This is a genomic window from Dyadobacter sp. CY326 (assembly GCF_021390515.1).
GTDB lineage: Bacteria > Bacteroidota > Bacteroidia > Cytophagales > Spirosomataceae > Dyadobacter.
Genome location: NZ_JAJUXI010000002.1, coordinates 37,027 through 53,744, shown reverse-complemented (window position 1 = coordinate 53,744; position 16,718 = coordinate 37,027). Strand labels below are relative to the sequence as shown.

Genomic DNA, 16,718 nt, shown 5'->3' with positions numbered 1-16,718 from the left:
GGATTCAAAATGGATAGCAATTATCTGGAAAGCGCCCGCAAGCAATTTGAATATTATAAAATGCTGGGCGACAAAACGTTTGATCAGCTCTCGGACGAGCAGCTATTCTGGCAATTTAATGAGGAAAGCAATAGCATTGCCGTCATTGTGAAGCACTTATGGGGCAATATGCTTTCTCGCTGGACTGATTTCCTTAACTCCGATGGCGAAAAAGAATGGCGCGACAGGGATGGAGAATTCGAAAATGACATGAACGATCGCGCAGCACTTTTGACCAAATGGAATGAAGGCTGGAATTGTCTGTTTGAAGCATTGCATGCGCTTGACGAACAGGATCTTGATAAAGTCATTTACATCAGAAACCAGGGACATTCGGTGATGGAGGCCATTAACAGGCAACTTGCGCATTATCCCTATCACGTGGGGCAAATTGTTTTTATTGGAAAAATGGCGCTTAATGTTCAGTGGAAATCATTGTCCATTCCAAGAGGAAATTCAGAGCAATATAATGCTGAAAAGTTTTCAAAACCCAAATCAAATCAGCACTTTACAGATGAATATATCCCGAAAAAAGACTCATGAAAACGCTGATCTACATTTGCATGGCCGTTAATGTGGGTGCGGCTCTCTTTTTGTTCTTTTCACTATTTAGCAGCGGGCAGGACCAGGGAGGAAAAGGAATGATATTTCTTCCAATTCTGCTGCTTTTAGCATGCGTGGCCGCTTCGTACTTTCTGATGGGAAGCGGCCACACGGGCTGGGCATTGGGGATCAGCGGATTTCCAGTGATCATTCTTGCCTATTTATTATTCATATCAGTAACCTGAGCATTACTAGCGCTGTGTTTTTCCAGATAATGAGTCATCATGCTTGCGGCTTGTGGAGTCTGCATTCAGGTTCGACTGATTCGAAGGATAGCCCAGGCTGTCGTCCTGATTATCTTCTCCAATGCCATCGGCCCTGGTGCTTTCTGCGCCGCTGCTGTCGTTAGGCGTTGCCTCCGTTGCGCTTCCCGATCCTTCACTTCCTTTTTCAGTATCATTAGTCTTGCCGCAGGAGGTTATTCCAATGCAAAGTGCCAATCCGGAAGTTGCTAATATTGATTTTAATGCTTTCATGATTGTTTTTGATTTGTTGATTGTTTTTTTGGACTAAAAAATAATACCAGGTTTGTTTAAAGTCGGCTTAACGCAGGCAGCACTTTTTCTCCGAAGACATTGATAAACTGCTCCTGTTCCCGGTTCACATTGTGTAAATAAACGTGCGTTGCACCTGCGTCAAAGTCACGGCTCAACCATTCAATGTGCCTGTCAGTGCTATCAGAAACGCGGACAAAGGGCAAAATTTCGTTGGGTTGGATCATGGCGCCCGCTGCGTCAAACGCCTCAGGCAGTTTGACATCTGATAAAAGTGCGGAGGCAAAAACATTGTTTCGCCATTGCTCATGCGCGCCTTGCAGCGCTTTTTCATAAGTCGTGTCATAAGACAATTGCACTTTGACATAAACAGGTTTTCCCTCGCCACCGCCTTCACGAAATGCATCAATGGTCGCTTTTAATTCGTCGTAAGGTTTGGAAATGGTGATCATTCCATCGGCCCAGCCGCCAATCCAGCGCGCAGTTTTCGGCGTTATGGCAGCACCGATGACAGTCGGAATGTAGTCAGGGCGTGTATAAAGCTTCGCTTCTTCGACTACTACGTGGCCTTTGTGCGAGACCATTTCGCCGCGCCAAAGTGCGCGCATGATGTCCACACATTCTTTTAAGCGCTCGTTGCGGATTTCTTTCGAAGGCCATTTTTCACCGTTAATGTGCTCATTCAGAAACTGCCCGCTTCCCGTTGCGATCCAGAATTTGCCTGGGAACATTTCGCAGAGCGTCGCCACAGCTTGTGCAATAATGGCTGGACTGTAACGCTGAACGGGCGCATTAACAATGCCGAAGTTCATGCTGGTGGCGTGCATAGCCGCACCCAACCAGCTCCACGCAAAGCCACTTTCACCCTGCGACTCGCTCCATGGATAATAATGGTCGGAGCAAAGCGAATGTGTAAAGCCCGCTGCCTCCGCCATTTGCACCCAGGCAAGGAGTTCACTTGGCTTAAATTGTTCGTGCGAGGCGTGAAAACCTGCTGTAAGGTTGGGACTAGTCATGAATTGATTCAGTTTCAGTGATTGTAGAATTGTTGATTACTTCATTGAGAATGAGCTTCGCAATGCGGTCAATGGATTGCAAAACAATGCCTTCCGGTTCACCTTGGAAGGTTTCCCGGACAGCAACAGACTCACCATTAATCAATGCATGGATGAATATCGTCCCCACAGGTTTTTCGGGCGATTCACTGCCGCCCGGTGTTGTAAGTCCGGTTATGCCAACGTGAACATTGGCAGGAATAAAGGTTTGCAGCTTGCTGGCCAATTCCTTCGTGACCTCAGCGCTCTCGGGCGTGAACTCATCAATTATCGCCTTTGAAACCCCCAGAATGTCAATTTTGAGATTGGCGTCGTAGCAAACGAGCCCCCCTTTTAAAACTTGTCCCGAATCAGGACAAAGTGAAAATTCAGCAGCAAGTCGGCCAGAAGTGGCACTTTCTGCAAAAGCAACGGTCATTTTTCGATCTGCAAGCGCTTTGCTGCAATCCAGTACAATTTGTGAAGGCATGGTGTTAAAGTTTAACTTTGAAGGCGGATGAGCAACCCCTCATCACCGCCAAGTGTGATAATATTTTCAATTTGCATCCCGCCTCTTTCAAATTCCGTTCCCAACACAACTGTGCCTTTGTAAGTGGTCGATTTTGGTTTGAAATAGGCGGTTCTGTGGCTGAGGTTGAGAATGATCAGGAAACGGTCGTTTCCCCATTCGCGGATGTAAGCGATCAATTGCTGATCGGCGTAGACTGGCGCGTAACTTCCTATATGCAGCGCCGCGTTTTCTTTTCTGATTTCCAAAAGCGCGCGATAGAATGTGAGTTGTGAATATGCATCGTCCTTTTGCATTTCAACATTGACACGCCCAAAATTCATAGGCAGTCGCAACCAGGGTTTGTTATAGGAGAATCCGCTGTTCGGCTGATTGTTCCATTGCATCGGTGTGCGAGCCGGATCACGGCTTATGTCCAGGTCGGGCATGTTAAGGCCTTGCGGATCAACGATCTCGTCCAAGGGAATGGGGACGTCCCGCATGCCGATTTCGTCACCATAATACATTGTCGGCGTGCCGCGCAAAGTCAGGAGCATTAACGCAGCGACTTTTGCCTGGGCAATGCCCACCCGGCTCGAAATTCTTGGTTTGTCGTGATTGCCAAGCACCCAGTTTGGCCAGCCATCGGGTGGCAGCGCACCCTCATATTCCTCGATGGCCGCTGCAATTTGCAACGCGTCCCACGGAAGCGTAAGCAGTTGAAAATTGAATGGCAAGTGCGATTCATCATTGTCCTTACCATAATAAGTTACAAGTTTGTCGATTGGTAAATAAATTTCCCCAATCAGAACGCGCTCGTCATATTCATTCGTGAGCGCCCGCATCATGCGCACAATGTCATGCACCTCGGGCTGGTCGGTGGAATAAACGGGCATTAAATGATCATACGAAAGTTGCTCTGCTTCACTGGGCGATCCGGGCGCTGGCGGATTATCACGCAACTGCTCATCCTTGATCATGTGCCACATGACATCCACCCGAAAACCGTCCACACCCTTTTCCAGCCAGAAACGCATCATGTCGAGCATGGCTTCCTGCACTTCGGGATGGCGCCAGTTCAGGTCAGGCTGTTGTTTTAAAAATGCGTGGTAATAATATTGTTGCCTTAATTCATCCCATTCCCAAGCATTCCCACCGAACACGCTCAACCAATTATTTGGCAGCGAGCCGCCTTCTTTTCCATCATGCCAGATATACCAATCGCTTTTCGGATTATCTCTCGACGAGCGACTTTCCAAAAACCAGGGATGCTGATCGCTGGTGTGGTTAGGCACAAGGTCAAGCAGGAGTTTCATGTCCCGGTGATGCACTTCGCTCAGCAATTTGTCAAGATCATTCATTGTCCCAAAAAGCGGGTGAATGCATCGGTAATCTGAAATGTCATAACCAAAATCAGCCATGGGAGAGGAGAAGATCGGGGAAAGCCATATGCAGTCAACACCAAGCCATTCCAGGTAATCCAGTTTGCTGATAATGCCTTGAATGTCACCCACTCCATCTCCGTCCGAGTCTTTGAAAGACCTTGGGTAAATTTGATAAATCACCCCCGATTGCCACCAAAGATGCTTTGAAGAAGCGGAGGTTTGCGCCGAAGTCTGCTCCATGATTGTGGTGTATTCCATTTTTTTTTCGCAGTAAAAAATCGCGCCCGAATGTTGCTGGCAAGAAAAAAAGCATGCGAGTATAAGCCTAAAAATCAAGGCCTTTGTATAAAAAATAACGCGAAAAATTATGGAAAAATCGCTTCGGCTGAGAAAGGAAGCATTTATGGCACAGTTTTTAAAAAGCTTCGCCCCAAACAAATGCATTAATCAAAATTGAATATGGAACAAACAGCGAAAGAAGAAGGAGGCCCGGTGGTTGCGCGCACATCGCATTTCCAGGTTGCGGAAGGCATTTGGGGGCTGACAGACATATTTACAAACGTTTATGTGGTCAAAAATAAAAATGACGATTCGTGGGTGCTTGTTGACGCGGGTCTGAAAACGGCTTATCCGAAGATCAAAAGAATGGTTAAGGAGCTGTTCGGAGCTGATTCCCGACCGGCAGCAATTGTGTTGACGCATGGCCACTTCGACCACGTTGGATCATTGAAGCGATTAGCTGAGGAATGGGATGTGCCTGTTTACGCACATTATCTTGAATTGCCATATTTAACCGGCCGGTCAGCATATCCACCACCGGATTCGAGCGTGGGCGGAGGCATGATGGCCTATCTTGCAGACCTTTATAGTGCTTCACCCATTGACATACACGAACGTGTGGAGGCATTCCCAGGCATCACGCCGGAGATTCCGTTCATGCCCGGCTGGACTTACATTCACACGCCTGGTCACGCGCCTGGACATGTCAGTTTTTGGAGAGAAGAAGACAAAGTTCTTATTGCAGGCGACGCTTTCGTGACCACCAAACAGGAATCGGCGCTGTGTGTTCTTTTGCAGACAAAAATCATCAGCGGTCCGCCTAAATATTTCACTTGCAATTGGTTAAAGGCTGAGGATTCGGTTGACCAGCTCGCTTCGCTTATGCCAGAAATTGTCGCAACGGGGCATGGACAGCCCATGTCGGGGCAGGAAATGCAGCAACAATTGTTAGAACTGGCCTATTATTTTGAGGAAAAGGCGGTGCCCAAGCGCGGGCGTTATGTAATGACGCCAGCGATTACGGACAGCGACGGGATCGTTTCGGTTCCGAAAGAAGTCGCTGAACCATACCAAATATTGTTCACGATCGGTGCTGTGGCAGCATTATCGGCTTTGGGCATTGCGCTTTTGTCAAAAAGCAAGACAAAGAAAAGTTTTCGATTAAGTAGGTGAAGATAATATTAAGACTTTCTTTGTTTAAAGGTTCCGTGCGAGCGATCGCATGGAACGGTTTTTTGACATTTGCACTGGTCCTGGCATAACCCGTCTAGAGATTTCAACGATTGAAATGTAACTAAAACACTGCACAAAATGGACTTAAAAGAGATTTACCTCGTAGATGACTCGGCAGATCACAGATTTCTGGTCCGAAGCATTTTCAACAAATTCCTTCCTAATTATCATGTAAGGTTTTTTCAGGGAGGAAGTGAATTATACCAATTCCTGATTCTTCAATCTTCGCCCGAATACACAGGCCGGCGACCCGCGCTGATCATTATGGATGTAAACATGCCTTCGATAAACGGGCTCGCGCTCCTGAAACTTATCAGAAATACGCCGGATAACGCCGTTACACAATGGAGAACGATTCCTGTTGTGCTGTTGAGCAGCAACGATTCCAATGATATCATCAGCAAATGTTACCTGGCAGGAGCGAATTCCTTCTTTGTAAAACCAACTGAATTTGAAGAGTTGCGTTACATGCTGGAAACGATTTGCCATTACTGGCTGGATTACAACAAGCTGCCCGCTGTTGCCTTTGAAAAAACCGAAAATAAGTCATCTACAACAGACGTGGGGCAAAGAACTGCGTAGTATTACGTGATGTGTAACCTAATAATAAGTAAAGAAGCCGTTTGATAACGCGAATGTCGTTTTTAATGGTTAATTGGCTTATTTTGGTTATAACTCAATCACAAATATACCGTGGAAAGCAACAGAGAATTAGGGGCAACCATTATACTAATCGGCATGATACTTTTCTGGGTTGTTAGCACTATCCGGAAAAATCGTCAAGCCAAGCAAAAGCAAAAAATCTTATTGGAAGGCATTGAAGCAAACGCAACGGTTTTGAATATTGAACCAACCGGCGAGTATCTCAATAATCTTCCTGAATATCAAATGAAAGTCAAAGTGCAGGACGATAAAGGTGCTGATTTCGTAGCGGAAGTGAGGGAAATTTTATCTTATTCCAAATATGACGCTATGAAACAAGGCAGTCAGGTGCTCGTGAAATATGACCCGGAATATTATAACAGGGTTATTTTCCTGCAAACCGCCTGATTAACTCAATTATTAAGATAGCTATTCAATCCAAAGCTATCTTTTTCTGTAAGCAGCAATTTTCGCATATAATTCATTCGGCGTAAATGGCTTGCTTACATAATCATTCATTCCAACCCGAAACGCGATATCTTTAATGTCCAGCATGGCCGACGCGGTAAGGGCAATGATTGGAAGATCGGCGTATTTCGAGTCTGGTAAGCATCTGATTCTGGCGGTCGCCTCATAACCGTCCATTTCGGGCATCTGCAAATCCATCAGGATCAGATCATAATCAGTCTCCTGAACCATTTGATAAGCAATAAGTCCGTTCTCCGCAACGTCGTATTCTATTTCCCATTGCTTCATAAAGTTTTTCATCAGAAAGACATTCACTCTATTATCTTCAACAATAAGCAGTTTGGTGCCTTTCAGGCTCTGCCTATTGTCAAAACCATCGCTTTCCTCGTCTTGAACCTGATTCAAGCTAACCTTGAAATCGAGGCTGAAATAAAATGTCGAGCCTTCCCCGGGCTTGCTTTTCAATTGAATGCGGCTGTTTTGCAATTCCAGCAAGCGTTTTGTGATCGTAAGCCCAAGGCCTGAACCGCCGTATTTGCGTGTCGTGTCCGAGGTTGCTTGCGTGAAACTGTCGAAGATATTTTCAAGCTTATCCTCCGGAATGCCAATTCCGGTGTCTTTTACTTCAAATCCAATGGTAACAGCATTTTTGTTGCGTTTTGTAATTGTTGCCGTCACGATTACTTCACCAACTTCTGTGAATTTGACTGCATTGCTGATCAGGTTTGTCAGAATCTGGCCCAAGCGAACGGGATCGCCAACAACGGTCAGATCAAGGTCTTTGTCTGCTTTTACTTTTAGTCCAATTGCCTTTTCGTGCGCGCGCTGAATGTTGCCCGACCGGATGTTTTCCAGCAATGATAAAATATTGAAATCAACTTCCTCAAACTCGATTTTACCCGCCTCGATCTTGCTGAAATCAAGAATGTCATTGATTAAAACCAACAGATTTTCCGCGGAAAATTTCAAAATATTGAGATATTCCATCTGCTCTGGCTTTGGGTCCTGCTGCAACAGCAAATGTGTGAAACCGATCACGGCATTCATCGGCGTGCGGATTTCATGACTCATTGTCGACAGAAACTGGGACTTGGCTACGGCTGCCATTTCTGCTTCTTCCTTCGCTTTGATCAATTCCTGCTCATTCTTTTTCTGCGCGTCAATGTCCATGATCGCGCCGTATAATTTGACAACGCGGCCTGTCTGATCGACAAACGGTTTTCCAATTGCGTGAATAAACTTGATCCTACCGTCGGGAAGCACAATCCGCAGATCGAAACTTGCGGGACTCAGACTGTTAATCGCATCTTTAATGTACGATATATACAAATGCATGTCTTCCGGATGGATCATTTTCGAAAACAGCTCCGTGTTTGGCCCGTCACTGTCCGGTTCAAGTCCAAAAATGCGAAACGCTTCATCCGACCAGAAATTTTGGCCCGTCACCAGGTTCGCTTCCCAGCTTCCGCTGTGTGTAAGTTGCTGTGATTCAGCAAGCATTGCCTCATTTCTGCGAATGACTTCTTCTGCGTGTTTCCTGTGGCTGATGTCATGCCACACTACGAGCAATACTTTTTTATTGTTGATATGGACCGGATTCAGTGTGACCTCAACCGGGAAGTCTTCACCATCAAGCCGTTTGTGTGTCCATTCAAAACGGTTGTAACCTGTTTCGTACGCTATGCGGTCCATTTCCAGGGATTTATCCCCTGATCGTTGCCCATCAGGCTGAAATTCGGGAGAGAAAGTTGCCGGATGAATGGATAGCAGCTCGTTTTTATCCTTGCAGCGCAGCATCTTTACAGCAGCTTTATTGCAATCTATAATCCCTTGATCGTCAATCAATAAATGCGCGTCTGTGGAATGTTGGAACACCACACTCAACTTTTCTTCGGTCAGTTTACTTTCTGTCAAATCCTGTAAAACGCCAAAAAGCTTAACGGGTTTTCCGTCTTGCAGCGTAACCTGTCCAATGGTCCGCACCCAAATGTTTTTCCCCGTCGCGGTTTCCATCCACAGTTCGACATCAAATTGTTTTCCAAAATGAATGGCATCCTCAAACGCCTCGCGAATCAAAGGTTGCGACCAGGGTTTGTAATAACCAAGCGCCGTTTTGAAATCCAGATCCGGCGAATTTTCAACTTCGATAATCTTGAAAATAGTGGGCGACCACGAAGGTTTCATGGTGGGAATATCGAGCTCCCAGGCGCCAATGCGTGCAAGACGGCTCGCAACCTGTAATAAATTTTCGTTTTTGGATAACTGTTCTTTGAGCGAATGACGTTCGTGAATGTCGGTTATAGAGCCAACCATTCTGGCTGGTTTGCCGTCGACGAACCTGGCGTTTCCCATGCACTCGAAAAATCGGTAACCGCTGAACTTCGTTTTGAGCCGGACCTGAACATTATAAGGAATGTTTTGCTCCAATTGCGCCTTAACCGCATCAACGACAATTTTCCGGTCATCCGGATGAACCAGATTTTCTATAAAAGAAGCATAGCCGGGATCAACCTCGCCCGGATCATATTCAAGCAGTTCAAAGAAACGATCCGACCAGATTTGCAGATCTGTGTCGAAGTCCCAATCCCAAATTCCGGCGTTGATTCCGGAAATCACCATCTCCAAAGACTCGTTCGTAAACCTTGAACTCATTTCATAATTTTTTGCAACATTCGACTAAATTAGGTGAATTTACACTCTTTAATAGACATTAAGGCCTCATCGCGTAAAACTACTTTGATACTTATTTTCTGAAACGCGTGCGGTCACGAAATGCGCGTTCAAAATCAGGCGTTTGAATTGTTATAGCGGGATGTCGGATGTAATTTTGGTTTTGGAAACCGATAGCATCATTATAACCGATAAACAATGTCCATTAAAGTAATTGCATTTGACGCTGACGACACACTTTGGGTGAACGAGCCCTATTTCCAGGAAACGGAGCATAAATTCTGCCAGCTGCTTGAAGATTATTTGCCGCAACATTCAGTTTCGCAGGAGTTATTTAAAATACAAATGGAAAACCTATCACTCTATGGTTACGGCGTTAAAGCCTTTGTGCTGAGCATGGTGGAAACTGCTTTGAAAGTGACCGAAAACACGCTCAATGTGACGGTTATTGAGAAAGTGCTAGAAAATGGCAAAGAGCTTTTAGCGAAACCGATTGAGTTATTGGACGGAGTCGAGGACGTGCTGAATGCTCTGAAAGGCAATTTCAGATTGGTGGTCGCCACCAAAGGCGATTTGCTGGATCAGGAGCGGAAGCTGAAAAAGTCAGGATTGGAACATTTCTTCCATCACATTGAAATTATGTCGGATAAAAAGGAAAAGGATTATCTCAAACTGATCCGGCATCTGGACATTCAGCCCGAAGAATTTCTAATGATCGGCAATTCGCTGAAATCCGACGTCTTGCCCGTGCTCGCGATCGGCGGACACGCTGTGCATGTGCCTTATCACATTACATGGGCTCACGAGAAAATTGAGCACAATGTGGAGCACGAGAATTTCCGGAGCATCACGACGATCAACGAAATATTGTCACACGTTGCATTGTAAAATTTGTAAATAAAAAAGCCGCCCAAATCAGATCAATGCTGGTTCGGGCGGCTTTATATTTGGTCAAAATGCAAACTCTGGGCTTTGCTAGAAGATAAACTTGGTGCTTAGAAAGTTGGAAGTGTCTTCATGCACGATCTCGTTGATCAGCTGCTTGTTGGCCTCATTCATTTTAAATGCAACCAACGAGCGGATCGAGAAGGCACGAATCGCGTCGGCAACGGATAATGTTCCTTCCGCGCTGTCCTTGCGACCTGTGAATGGAAAAACATCCGGTCCGCGCTGGCACTGGCTGTTAATGTTGACACGGCTAACCTGGTTAACGAGCGGATCAATCAGCGCTGCAACTTCGTCCGCATCGTTGCTGAAAATGCTAACCTGCTGACCATGTGTTGATTCGATCAGATATTCAATCGTTTCTTCCAGATCATCAAAAGCAACAACAGGCACAATCGGGCCGAATTGCTCTTCATAATAAAGCTTCATTTTGTCATTAACCGGATAAACAACAGCCGGATAAAAGAATGATCCTTCCGATTTTCCGCCATTTTCATTCACAACTTTCGCGCCGTGTTCCAGAGCGTCTGCAATGCAATCGTTAAGATATTCGATTTTATTGGTTTCGGGCAGCGGCGTTAATGAGACGCCTTTTTGCCACGGCATGCCGAATTTCAGTTCAGAAACGGCAGCACTCAATTGTTTCAAAAATTCATCAGCAATGCTCCTGTGCACCCAGACAATTTTCAATGCCGTGCACCGCTGGCCATTGAAGGAAAGGGAACCCATAATGATCTCTTTTACAGCAAGATTAATGTCTGCATGCGGCGTTACAATGGCTGCATTCTTGGCATCTAAACCTAAAACTGCGCGCAAACGGTTAACTTTCGGATGCGATTTTTTCAGCTCATTAGCCACTTTGCTGGAACCGATCAGCGTAAGCACATTGATTTTGCCCGATTGCATTAAACCAGGGACAATGGCATTGCCGCGACCGTAAATAACATTCACAACACCTTTCGGAAAACTGTTTTTAAATGCTTCCTGCAACGGATAATGCAGCAATGTTCCAAATTTTGGCGGCTTGAAAAGAATGGTGTTGCCCATGATCAGCGCAGGGATCAGGGTTGTGAAAGTTTCATTTAGTGGGTAATTAAATGGCCCCATGCAAAGCACAACGCCCAGCGGAGAACGCCTAACCTGAGCCGCAATGCCGTCGACAATGTCAAAACCGGATGAATCGCGGTCGAGGTTTTTGAGCGAATCAATGGTGGCGTAGATGTATTCGACCGTCCGGTGAAATTCTTTGGTGGAATCCGCAAACGACTTGCCGATTTCCCACATAATGAGCTTTACAATAATGTCTTTCTGCTCAATCATGGCGCCCGTAAACCGTTCAACGCAGTGAATTCTTTCGGCGACGCTCATGGTTGGCCATTCACCCCGGCCGTTGTTATACGCAGCAACTGCGGCATCGAGCGAAACTTCTGCTTCTTGCGCGGTGCAAATCGGGTAACTGCCTATCAATTTGCGTTCGAGGCCGTTTTCAGTGCGGATGCAGACCGGAGAATACACTTCGTGCGCAGGGCCGTCCCAAGGTTTCATTTCACCATCACTCAAAAATTCGCGCTGGTGGATCAATGATGGAAGCAGAAATTCAGCCGGAATGTCTTTTTCTTCGACAAAAATGTTTTTTAACGTGGAGTTGAAATCCATTGGATCATTTGTTATTGTGGAATCGTAACATTTTTAACACACTCGGATGAGGACGATGTTTGACACGTATGTCCCTGCTTTGAAACAAATATATCGCGGTTTAAAATTCTGAAAGCGCGTTTATTTAAACCGATAATTTGACAGGAAATGATCAAATATTGCTCCCTTTTGTCATTTTAAAGAATCTTGTGATCAAAAATAAGGAAGCCATCGTTAATCCGAGGATCAGCCCGATCCACATGCCGACAGCGCCCATGCCGAAGTAAAATGCCAGCATATAACCAACCGGAATCCCAATCACCCAATAAGCAACGCCGATAAGGACAGTCGGTGTTTTGACATCTTTGATGCCCCGTAACAAGCCTGCGCCGATGGCCTGCGTGCTGTCGGAGATCTGAAACACGGCGGCGAAAAGCAACAATAAAGCCGCAAGCGAAAGCACTTCTGAATTTTTGTTGAACAGCGAAGGAATTTGGTTTCTAAAAACGGCAAACAGAATCGCACAAATCGTTCCGTAAGCCAATGCGGTATATAATGTGCTTTTTCCGATTACAAAGATTTTAGTCCAATCCTTCCTGCCTAATGCATTGCTGACGCGAATGGAACCGGCCTGTGCCAAACCCATCGACACCATGAATGTAAGCGACGCGCTGCTCAATGCAATCTGGTGCGCAGCCTGCGCCACGGCTCCCAATGTCCCGATAATGATTCCGGAAACGGCAAATGCGCCTGCTTCCATGCCAATCTGCAAGGCGCTCGGGACGCCGATATGCAGCAATTCACGCCAGGTTTGCGCTTTCAATTTCCATTGGCTGCTGCTGACAGCAATGTATTTAGAGAATTTTTTGTGTTTTAAAACGACAATTGCGAGCGCCAGAAAAATAACGGTTCTGGTAATGAGCGTTGCCCAGCCTGCGCCTTCCAGTTCAAGCCTTGGGAATCCCCAATTGCCATAAATGAGCAGCCAGTTGAGCAAAATGTTGAGCGGCATGCCCGAAAGTGACAAAATCATGGCCGTCCGCGTCTGCTCCAATCCGTCCGCAAACTGTTTGAGCGTCATGAAAAGCAGCATTGGAATGATGGACAAGCCCATCAGTTTCATAAATGGAATGGCCAGTGTAACCACTTCGGGGTCCTGACCAAGGTGATGCAGCAAATCTTTTCCAAAAACGAGCGTTAGCGAAATGACAATTGCGGTCAACGCGCAAATGCAAAATCCATTGAAAAGATAATGGGAAACGAGTTTTGCGTCACTGCGGCCGTTGGCCAGAGAAACCATTTGTGAAACCGAAATCGTCATCCCGATGCCCAAAACGAAAGGAATGTTCATGGCATTGACCACCAATGCGGCTGCGGCAAGCTGCTTATAACTGATCGCACCAACCATCGCGCTGTCGATAAGGTGGAGGGCCATTTGGGCTAGCTCTCCGATGATAATGGGTAGTGCTAATTTTAGTGTTTGAGAAGCTTCGTTTTTCATGGCACGCTAATAGAATCCTAAAAAATCCTGCAAAGTTAGGTAACCCACCCGAATTAACGCTGATTCATTTAACCGTATGATCATTTGAGAATGTTCATAAGCGATAATTTAATACGGGAATTATCGGTCTGCCCAGTAACTTAGTAGAGTAAAATCGCGAGAAAAGAGGTTTCTATACTTGAACAAAAAAGAGATATTGAAAAAACGCTTACAAACTTTATAATGATTATTAAACGCAGGATTGCAGGAGGAGGCTTCAATGGGGCAGCGGTGAGATACACGTTAACCGGGTTGGGAGTTTTGTTGAATTTGATTTGCTGTCAGCCGTTGCTCGCGCAAACTGCCGGTAAATTATCGGTTACGGGAAAAATCGTTGATGCCCAAAACAGCAGTCCGCTTGGCTATGCCAGCGTCAGGCTGTTCCGGAGTGCTGACAGCACTTTTACTGCCGGCGCCATCACGGATGAAACGGGCGGATTTGTGGTCGACATTGTTGCGGGGTCATACTATGCATTATCTGAGTTTATCGGTTACAAACCACAGGTGACGCCGAACATCAAACTGACCGACGCGAATTCACCACTGAACATTGGAACAATAAAAATTTCGGGCTCCGCAAGAACATTGGATGAAGTCACGGTGCAGGCTGAAAAAAGTTCGATGGAATTGTCTTTGGATAAAAAAATCTTCAATGTTGGAAAGGATCTTGCGAATGCGGGTGGAACTGCTGTTGACATCCTTACCAATGTGCCTTCTGTGGCCGTGGATGTGGAGGGCAATGTCAGTCTGCGTGGCAGCGGCAATGTGCGTATATTAATCGACGGTAAGCCATCGGGCCTTGTGAGCATTAAGGGTGCGAGCGGCTTGCAACAGTTGCAGGGCAGCATGATTGAGCGCGTTGAGATTATCACCAATCCGTCTGCACGTTACGAAGCTGAGGGGATGGGCGGAGTCATAAATATTGTTTTGAAAAAAGAAAGAAAAGAGGGAATTAATGGGTCTTTCGACATTATCACAGGCTATCCGACCAATTATGGCGCCGCTGCGAATGTAAATTACCGCCGCAAAAACCTGAACTTCTTTATCAATTACACCATGTCTTATCGCAACACGCCGGGTAAGAATTATTTGTATCAGGAGCTTTACCGCAATGATTCGACATTCATTATGGAGCGCGATATGACCTCCAATCTGAAAGGAATGAACAACAGCGCGCGCGGTGGAATTGACTATTATTTTAACCCAAAAAATATCCTGACCGGGTCTTACACCTGGCGGACGAGCAAGGGAAAACGCTTTTCAACGCTCAAATACAGGGATTATCTCGGCAGCACCGACAATTTGACCAGCTTCACCAACCGGACTCAGGACGAAACGGAAACGGAACCAAATTCGGAATATGCGCTGACTTACAGAAAGACATTCGACAGAAAAGGGCAGGAGTTGACGGCGGATGTTCGTTACCTGGACAACTGGGAAGATTCCGATCAATATTATCGTGAAAATATTTTCAATCCCAATGGCAGCCCATCGAGCATTCCGCCTCTGCTGCAACGCGCTGTGAATTATGAAACGGAAAAACAGCTCTTGTTCCAAGTCGATTACGTGCATCCCTTTGGTAAAGACGGAAAGTTCGAAGCTGGCGCAAGAAGCAGCTCTCGGGATATGACGAATGACTACACGGTGACGCAGGAAACGAGCGAAGGATGGATCGTTTTGCCAAATCTGACCAATGATTTCTTGTATGAAGAGAACATCAATGCGGCTTATGGGATTGTTGGGAATAAAACGGGGAAAATTTCCTATCAGGCAGGGTTAAGGGCTGAATGGACGGGCGTTACGACGGAGCTGAAACAAACAAATGAAGTGAACAAACGCACATATGCCAACCTTTTTCCGAGCGTTCACGTGACCTATGATTTTGCCAAACAGAATGCATTTCAGCTGAGTTTTAGCCGTCGTGTGCGCAGGCCGCAATACAATGACCTGACGCCATTTGCGACTTATAGCGATAACCGCAATTATTGGAGCGGGAATCCCGACCTTAATCCGGAATTTACCAATGTCTTTGAAGTTGGTCACATTAAATACATGAGCAAAGGTTCGCTGACTTCCTCGATTTATTACCGGCATACAAATGGCAAAATCACGAGCATCAGAAGGGTTCAGGAAGACGGAAGTTCCTACACGCGTCCGGAAAACCTGGGAACCGAAGATGCTTACGGAGCGGAATTTACCAGCTCATTTACGCCATATCAATGGTGGAAACTGGACGGCAGTTTAAACTTTTTCAGGGCTATTACGGACGGCACAGGCCTGGATGAGGATTTCCAGAGTGACACTTACAGCTGGTTCGTAAGGGCAATGTCGCGGTTCACTTTGTGGAAAACGACGGACTTGCAGTTGCGCGGGAATTATGAAGCGCCGCAGCAAACGCCGCAAGGAAGAAGAAAAGCGCTGGCAACACTGGATCTGGCGGCAAGTCGCGACGTTTTGAACAACAATGGAACGCTCACACTCAGCGTGATAGACGTTTTTAATTCCCGGAAATACAGATCTATAATTGAAGGAGATAACTTTTACACAATTAACAATTCGCAGGGCCGCAGAAGGCAGATTAACCTCACATTAAATTACCGTTTGCACCAGGCAAAGAAGAAACCGAAAGAGGGTGCAGAAGGGGAGTTTTAGTTTTAGAAAATTTTATTAAACGGTAGATAGTGCCTGTCTTGTATCTTATCTTTGTTAAAAATGTTTGAGAGATAATTACGTTGGTCTTACAAAATTTTATTGACAAGGCTAAGTGTGAATGGAATCTAAAACCCGGATATGAGCGCAAAACCAACTATTTCGATCTTTCTTGCTGACGACGATGCAGACGATTGCATGCTGTTCGAAGATGCATTGAGAGAGGTGAGCACTTCAACGGAACTTGTGACGGCATATGACGGAGTTGAATTGATTAACTTAATGAAAACCAATGTTCCGCCGCCACCTGATGTCATTTTCCTGGACCTGAATATGCCGAGGAAAAATGGATTTGAATGTTTGGAACTGATTAGAAAAACGAAGGCATGGGAAAGCATTCCGGTGGTGATTTTTTCGACGACAGGGCAAGAGGAAATGGTTAGGAAAGTGTACGAGCAAGGCGCCAATTTTTTTATCAGGAAGCCTGGTTCGTTCCCTAAATTGAAACAAGCAATAAAACAGATTCTTGACATCGACTGGTCAAAGCATAGCTGGAAGCCGGCCGCTGAAAACTTTTATTACCAGTATTAATAT

The 16,718-nt window shown here is 45.8% G+C and carries 15 protein-coding genes; 8 read left to right on the top strand and 7 right to left on the bottom strand.

Features of this window, described 5'->3' with window-relative positions:
• The first annotated feature begins 9 nt into the window (after nucleotides 1-9).
• The gene (locus tag LZG73_RS00710; protein WP_233845573.1) at nucleotides 10-582 is read left to right on the top strand and encodes a DUF1572 domain-containing protein; all 573 of its coding nucleotides are present in this window, start codon (nucleotides 10-12) and stop codon (nucleotides 580-582) included.
• Nucleotides 579-827: a hypothetical protein gene (locus tag LZG73_RS00705; protein WP_233845572.1), complete on the top strand. Its 249-nt coding sequence runs from the start codon at nucleotides 579-581 to the stop codon at nucleotides 825-827. Before LZG73_RS00710 ends, LZG73_RS00705 begins: the two co-directional genes overlap by 4 nt.
• A gap of 6 nt (nucleotides 828-833) precedes the next feature.
• Here LZG73_RS00705 and LZG73_RS00700 read toward each other — a convergent pair whose 3' ends face one another.
• The 4 genes from LZG73_RS00700 to LZG73_RS00685 are packed head-to-tail and all read right to left on the bottom strand — an operon-like array spanning nucleotide 834 to nucleotide 4,321.
• The gene (locus LZG73_RS00700) at nucleotides 834-1,118 is read right to left on the bottom strand and encodes a hypothetical protein (protein ID WP_233845571.1); all 285 of its coding nucleotides are present in this window, start codon (nucleotides 1,116-1,118) and stop codon (nucleotides 834-836) included.
• 56 nt (nucleotides 1,119-1,174) lie between these two features.
• On the bottom strand, nucleotides 1,175-2,152 hold the full coding sequence (locus LZG73_RS00695; protein WP_233845570.1) for a TIGR03885 family FMN-dependent LLM class oxidoreductase: 978 nt from the start codon (nucleotides 2,150-2,152) through the stop codon (nucleotides 1,175-1,177).
• Nucleotides 2,145-2,660 carry a CinA family protein gene (locus LZG73_RS00690; protein ID WP_233845569.1) on the bottom strand — a complete coding sequence of 172 codons (516 nt, stop codon included), beginning with the start codon at nucleotides 2,658-2,660 and terminating at the stop codon, nucleotides 2,145-2,147. Before LZG73_RS00690 ends, LZG73_RS00695 begins: the two co-directional genes overlap by 8 nt.
• Before the next feature lie 11 nt (nucleotides 2,661-2,671).
• Nucleotides 2,672-4,321: an alpha-amylase family glycosyl hydrolase gene (locus LZG73_RS00685; RefSeq protein ID WP_233845568.1), complete on the bottom strand. Its 1,650-nt coding sequence runs from the start codon at nucleotides 4,319-4,321 to the stop codon at nucleotides 2,672-2,674.
• A 201-nt stretch (nucleotides 4,322-4,522) separates the two neighbouring features.
• On the opposite strand from LZG73_RS00685, the gene LZG73_RS00680 reads away from it, so the two are divergent.
• The 3 genes from LZG73_RS00680 (at nucleotide 4,523) to LZG73_RS00670 (ending at nucleotide 6,625) form a co-directional block, all read left to right on the top strand.
• Nucleotides 4,523-5,515, top strand: coding sequence for an MBL fold metallo-hydrolase (locus tag LZG73_RS00680; RefSeq protein ID WP_233845567.1), 993 nt, complete (start codon nucleotides 4,523-4,525; stop codon nucleotides 5,513-5,515).
• A gap of 138 nt (nucleotides 5,516-5,653) precedes the next feature.
• Nucleotides 5,654-6,157, top strand: a complete 504-nt coding sequence (locus LZG73_RS00675) for a response regulator (protein ID WP_233845566.1) — start codon at nucleotides 5,654-5,656, stop codon at nucleotides 6,155-6,157.
• A gap of 111 nt (nucleotides 6,158-6,268) precedes the next feature.
• Nucleotides 6,269-6,625 (top strand): hypothetical protein, encoded by a 357-nt coding sequence (locus LZG73_RS00670; RefSeq protein WP_233845565.1) that lies wholly within the window; start codon nucleotides 6,269-6,271, stop codon nucleotides 6,623-6,625.
• 36 nt (nucleotides 6,626-6,661) lie between these two features.
• Here LZG73_RS00670 and LZG73_RS00665 read toward each other — a convergent pair whose 3' ends face one another.
• Complete coding sequence (locus LZG73_RS00665; protein ID WP_233845564.1) at nucleotides 6,662-9,337, bottom strand: PAS domain-containing protein; 2,676 nt, start codon at nucleotides 9,335-9,337, stop codon at nucleotides 6,662-6,664.
• 216 nt (nucleotides 9,338-9,553) lie between these two features.
• Between LZG73_RS00665 and LZG73_RS00660 the strand changes: the two genes are divergently transcribed.
• Nucleotides 9,554-10,243 (top strand): HAD family hydrolase, encoded by a 690-nt coding sequence (locus LZG73_RS00660; protein WP_233845563.1) that lies wholly within the window; start codon nucleotides 9,554-9,556, stop codon nucleotides 10,241-10,243.
• Nucleotides 10,244-10,330: 87 nt separating this feature from the next.
• Here LZG73_RS00660 and LZG73_RS00655 read toward each other — a convergent pair whose 3' ends face one another.
• Nucleotides 10,331-11,956 (bottom strand): NADP-dependent glyceraldehyde-3-phosphate dehydrogenase, encoded by a 1,626-nt coding sequence (locus LZG73_RS00655; protein ID WP_233845562.1) that lies wholly within the window; start codon nucleotides 11,954-11,956, stop codon nucleotides 10,331-10,333.
• Between the two features lie 151 nt (nucleotides 11,957-12,107).
• Nucleotides 12,108-13,436 (bottom strand): MATE family efflux transporter, encoded by a 1,329-nt coding sequence (locus LZG73_RS00650; protein ID WP_233845561.1) that lies wholly within the window; start codon nucleotides 13,434-13,436, stop codon nucleotides 12,108-12,110.
• Nucleotides 13,437-13,658: 222 nt separating this feature from the next.
• Here LZG73_RS00650 and LZG73_RS00645 point away from each other — a divergent pair, with 222 nt between their 5' ends.
• Nucleotides 13,659-16,127: a TonB-dependent receptor gene (locus tag LZG73_RS00645; RefSeq protein WP_233845560.1), complete on the top strand. Its 2,469-nt coding sequence runs from the start codon at nucleotides 13,659-13,661 to the stop codon at nucleotides 16,125-16,127.
• A 138-nt stretch (nucleotides 16,128-16,265) separates the two neighbouring features.
• Nucleotides 16,266-16,715 (top strand): response regulator, encoded by a 450-nt coding sequence (locus LZG73_RS00640; protein WP_233845559.1) that lies wholly within the window; start codon nucleotides 16,266-16,268, stop codon nucleotides 16,713-16,715.
• Nucleotides 16,716-16,718: the final 3 nt, after the last annotated feature.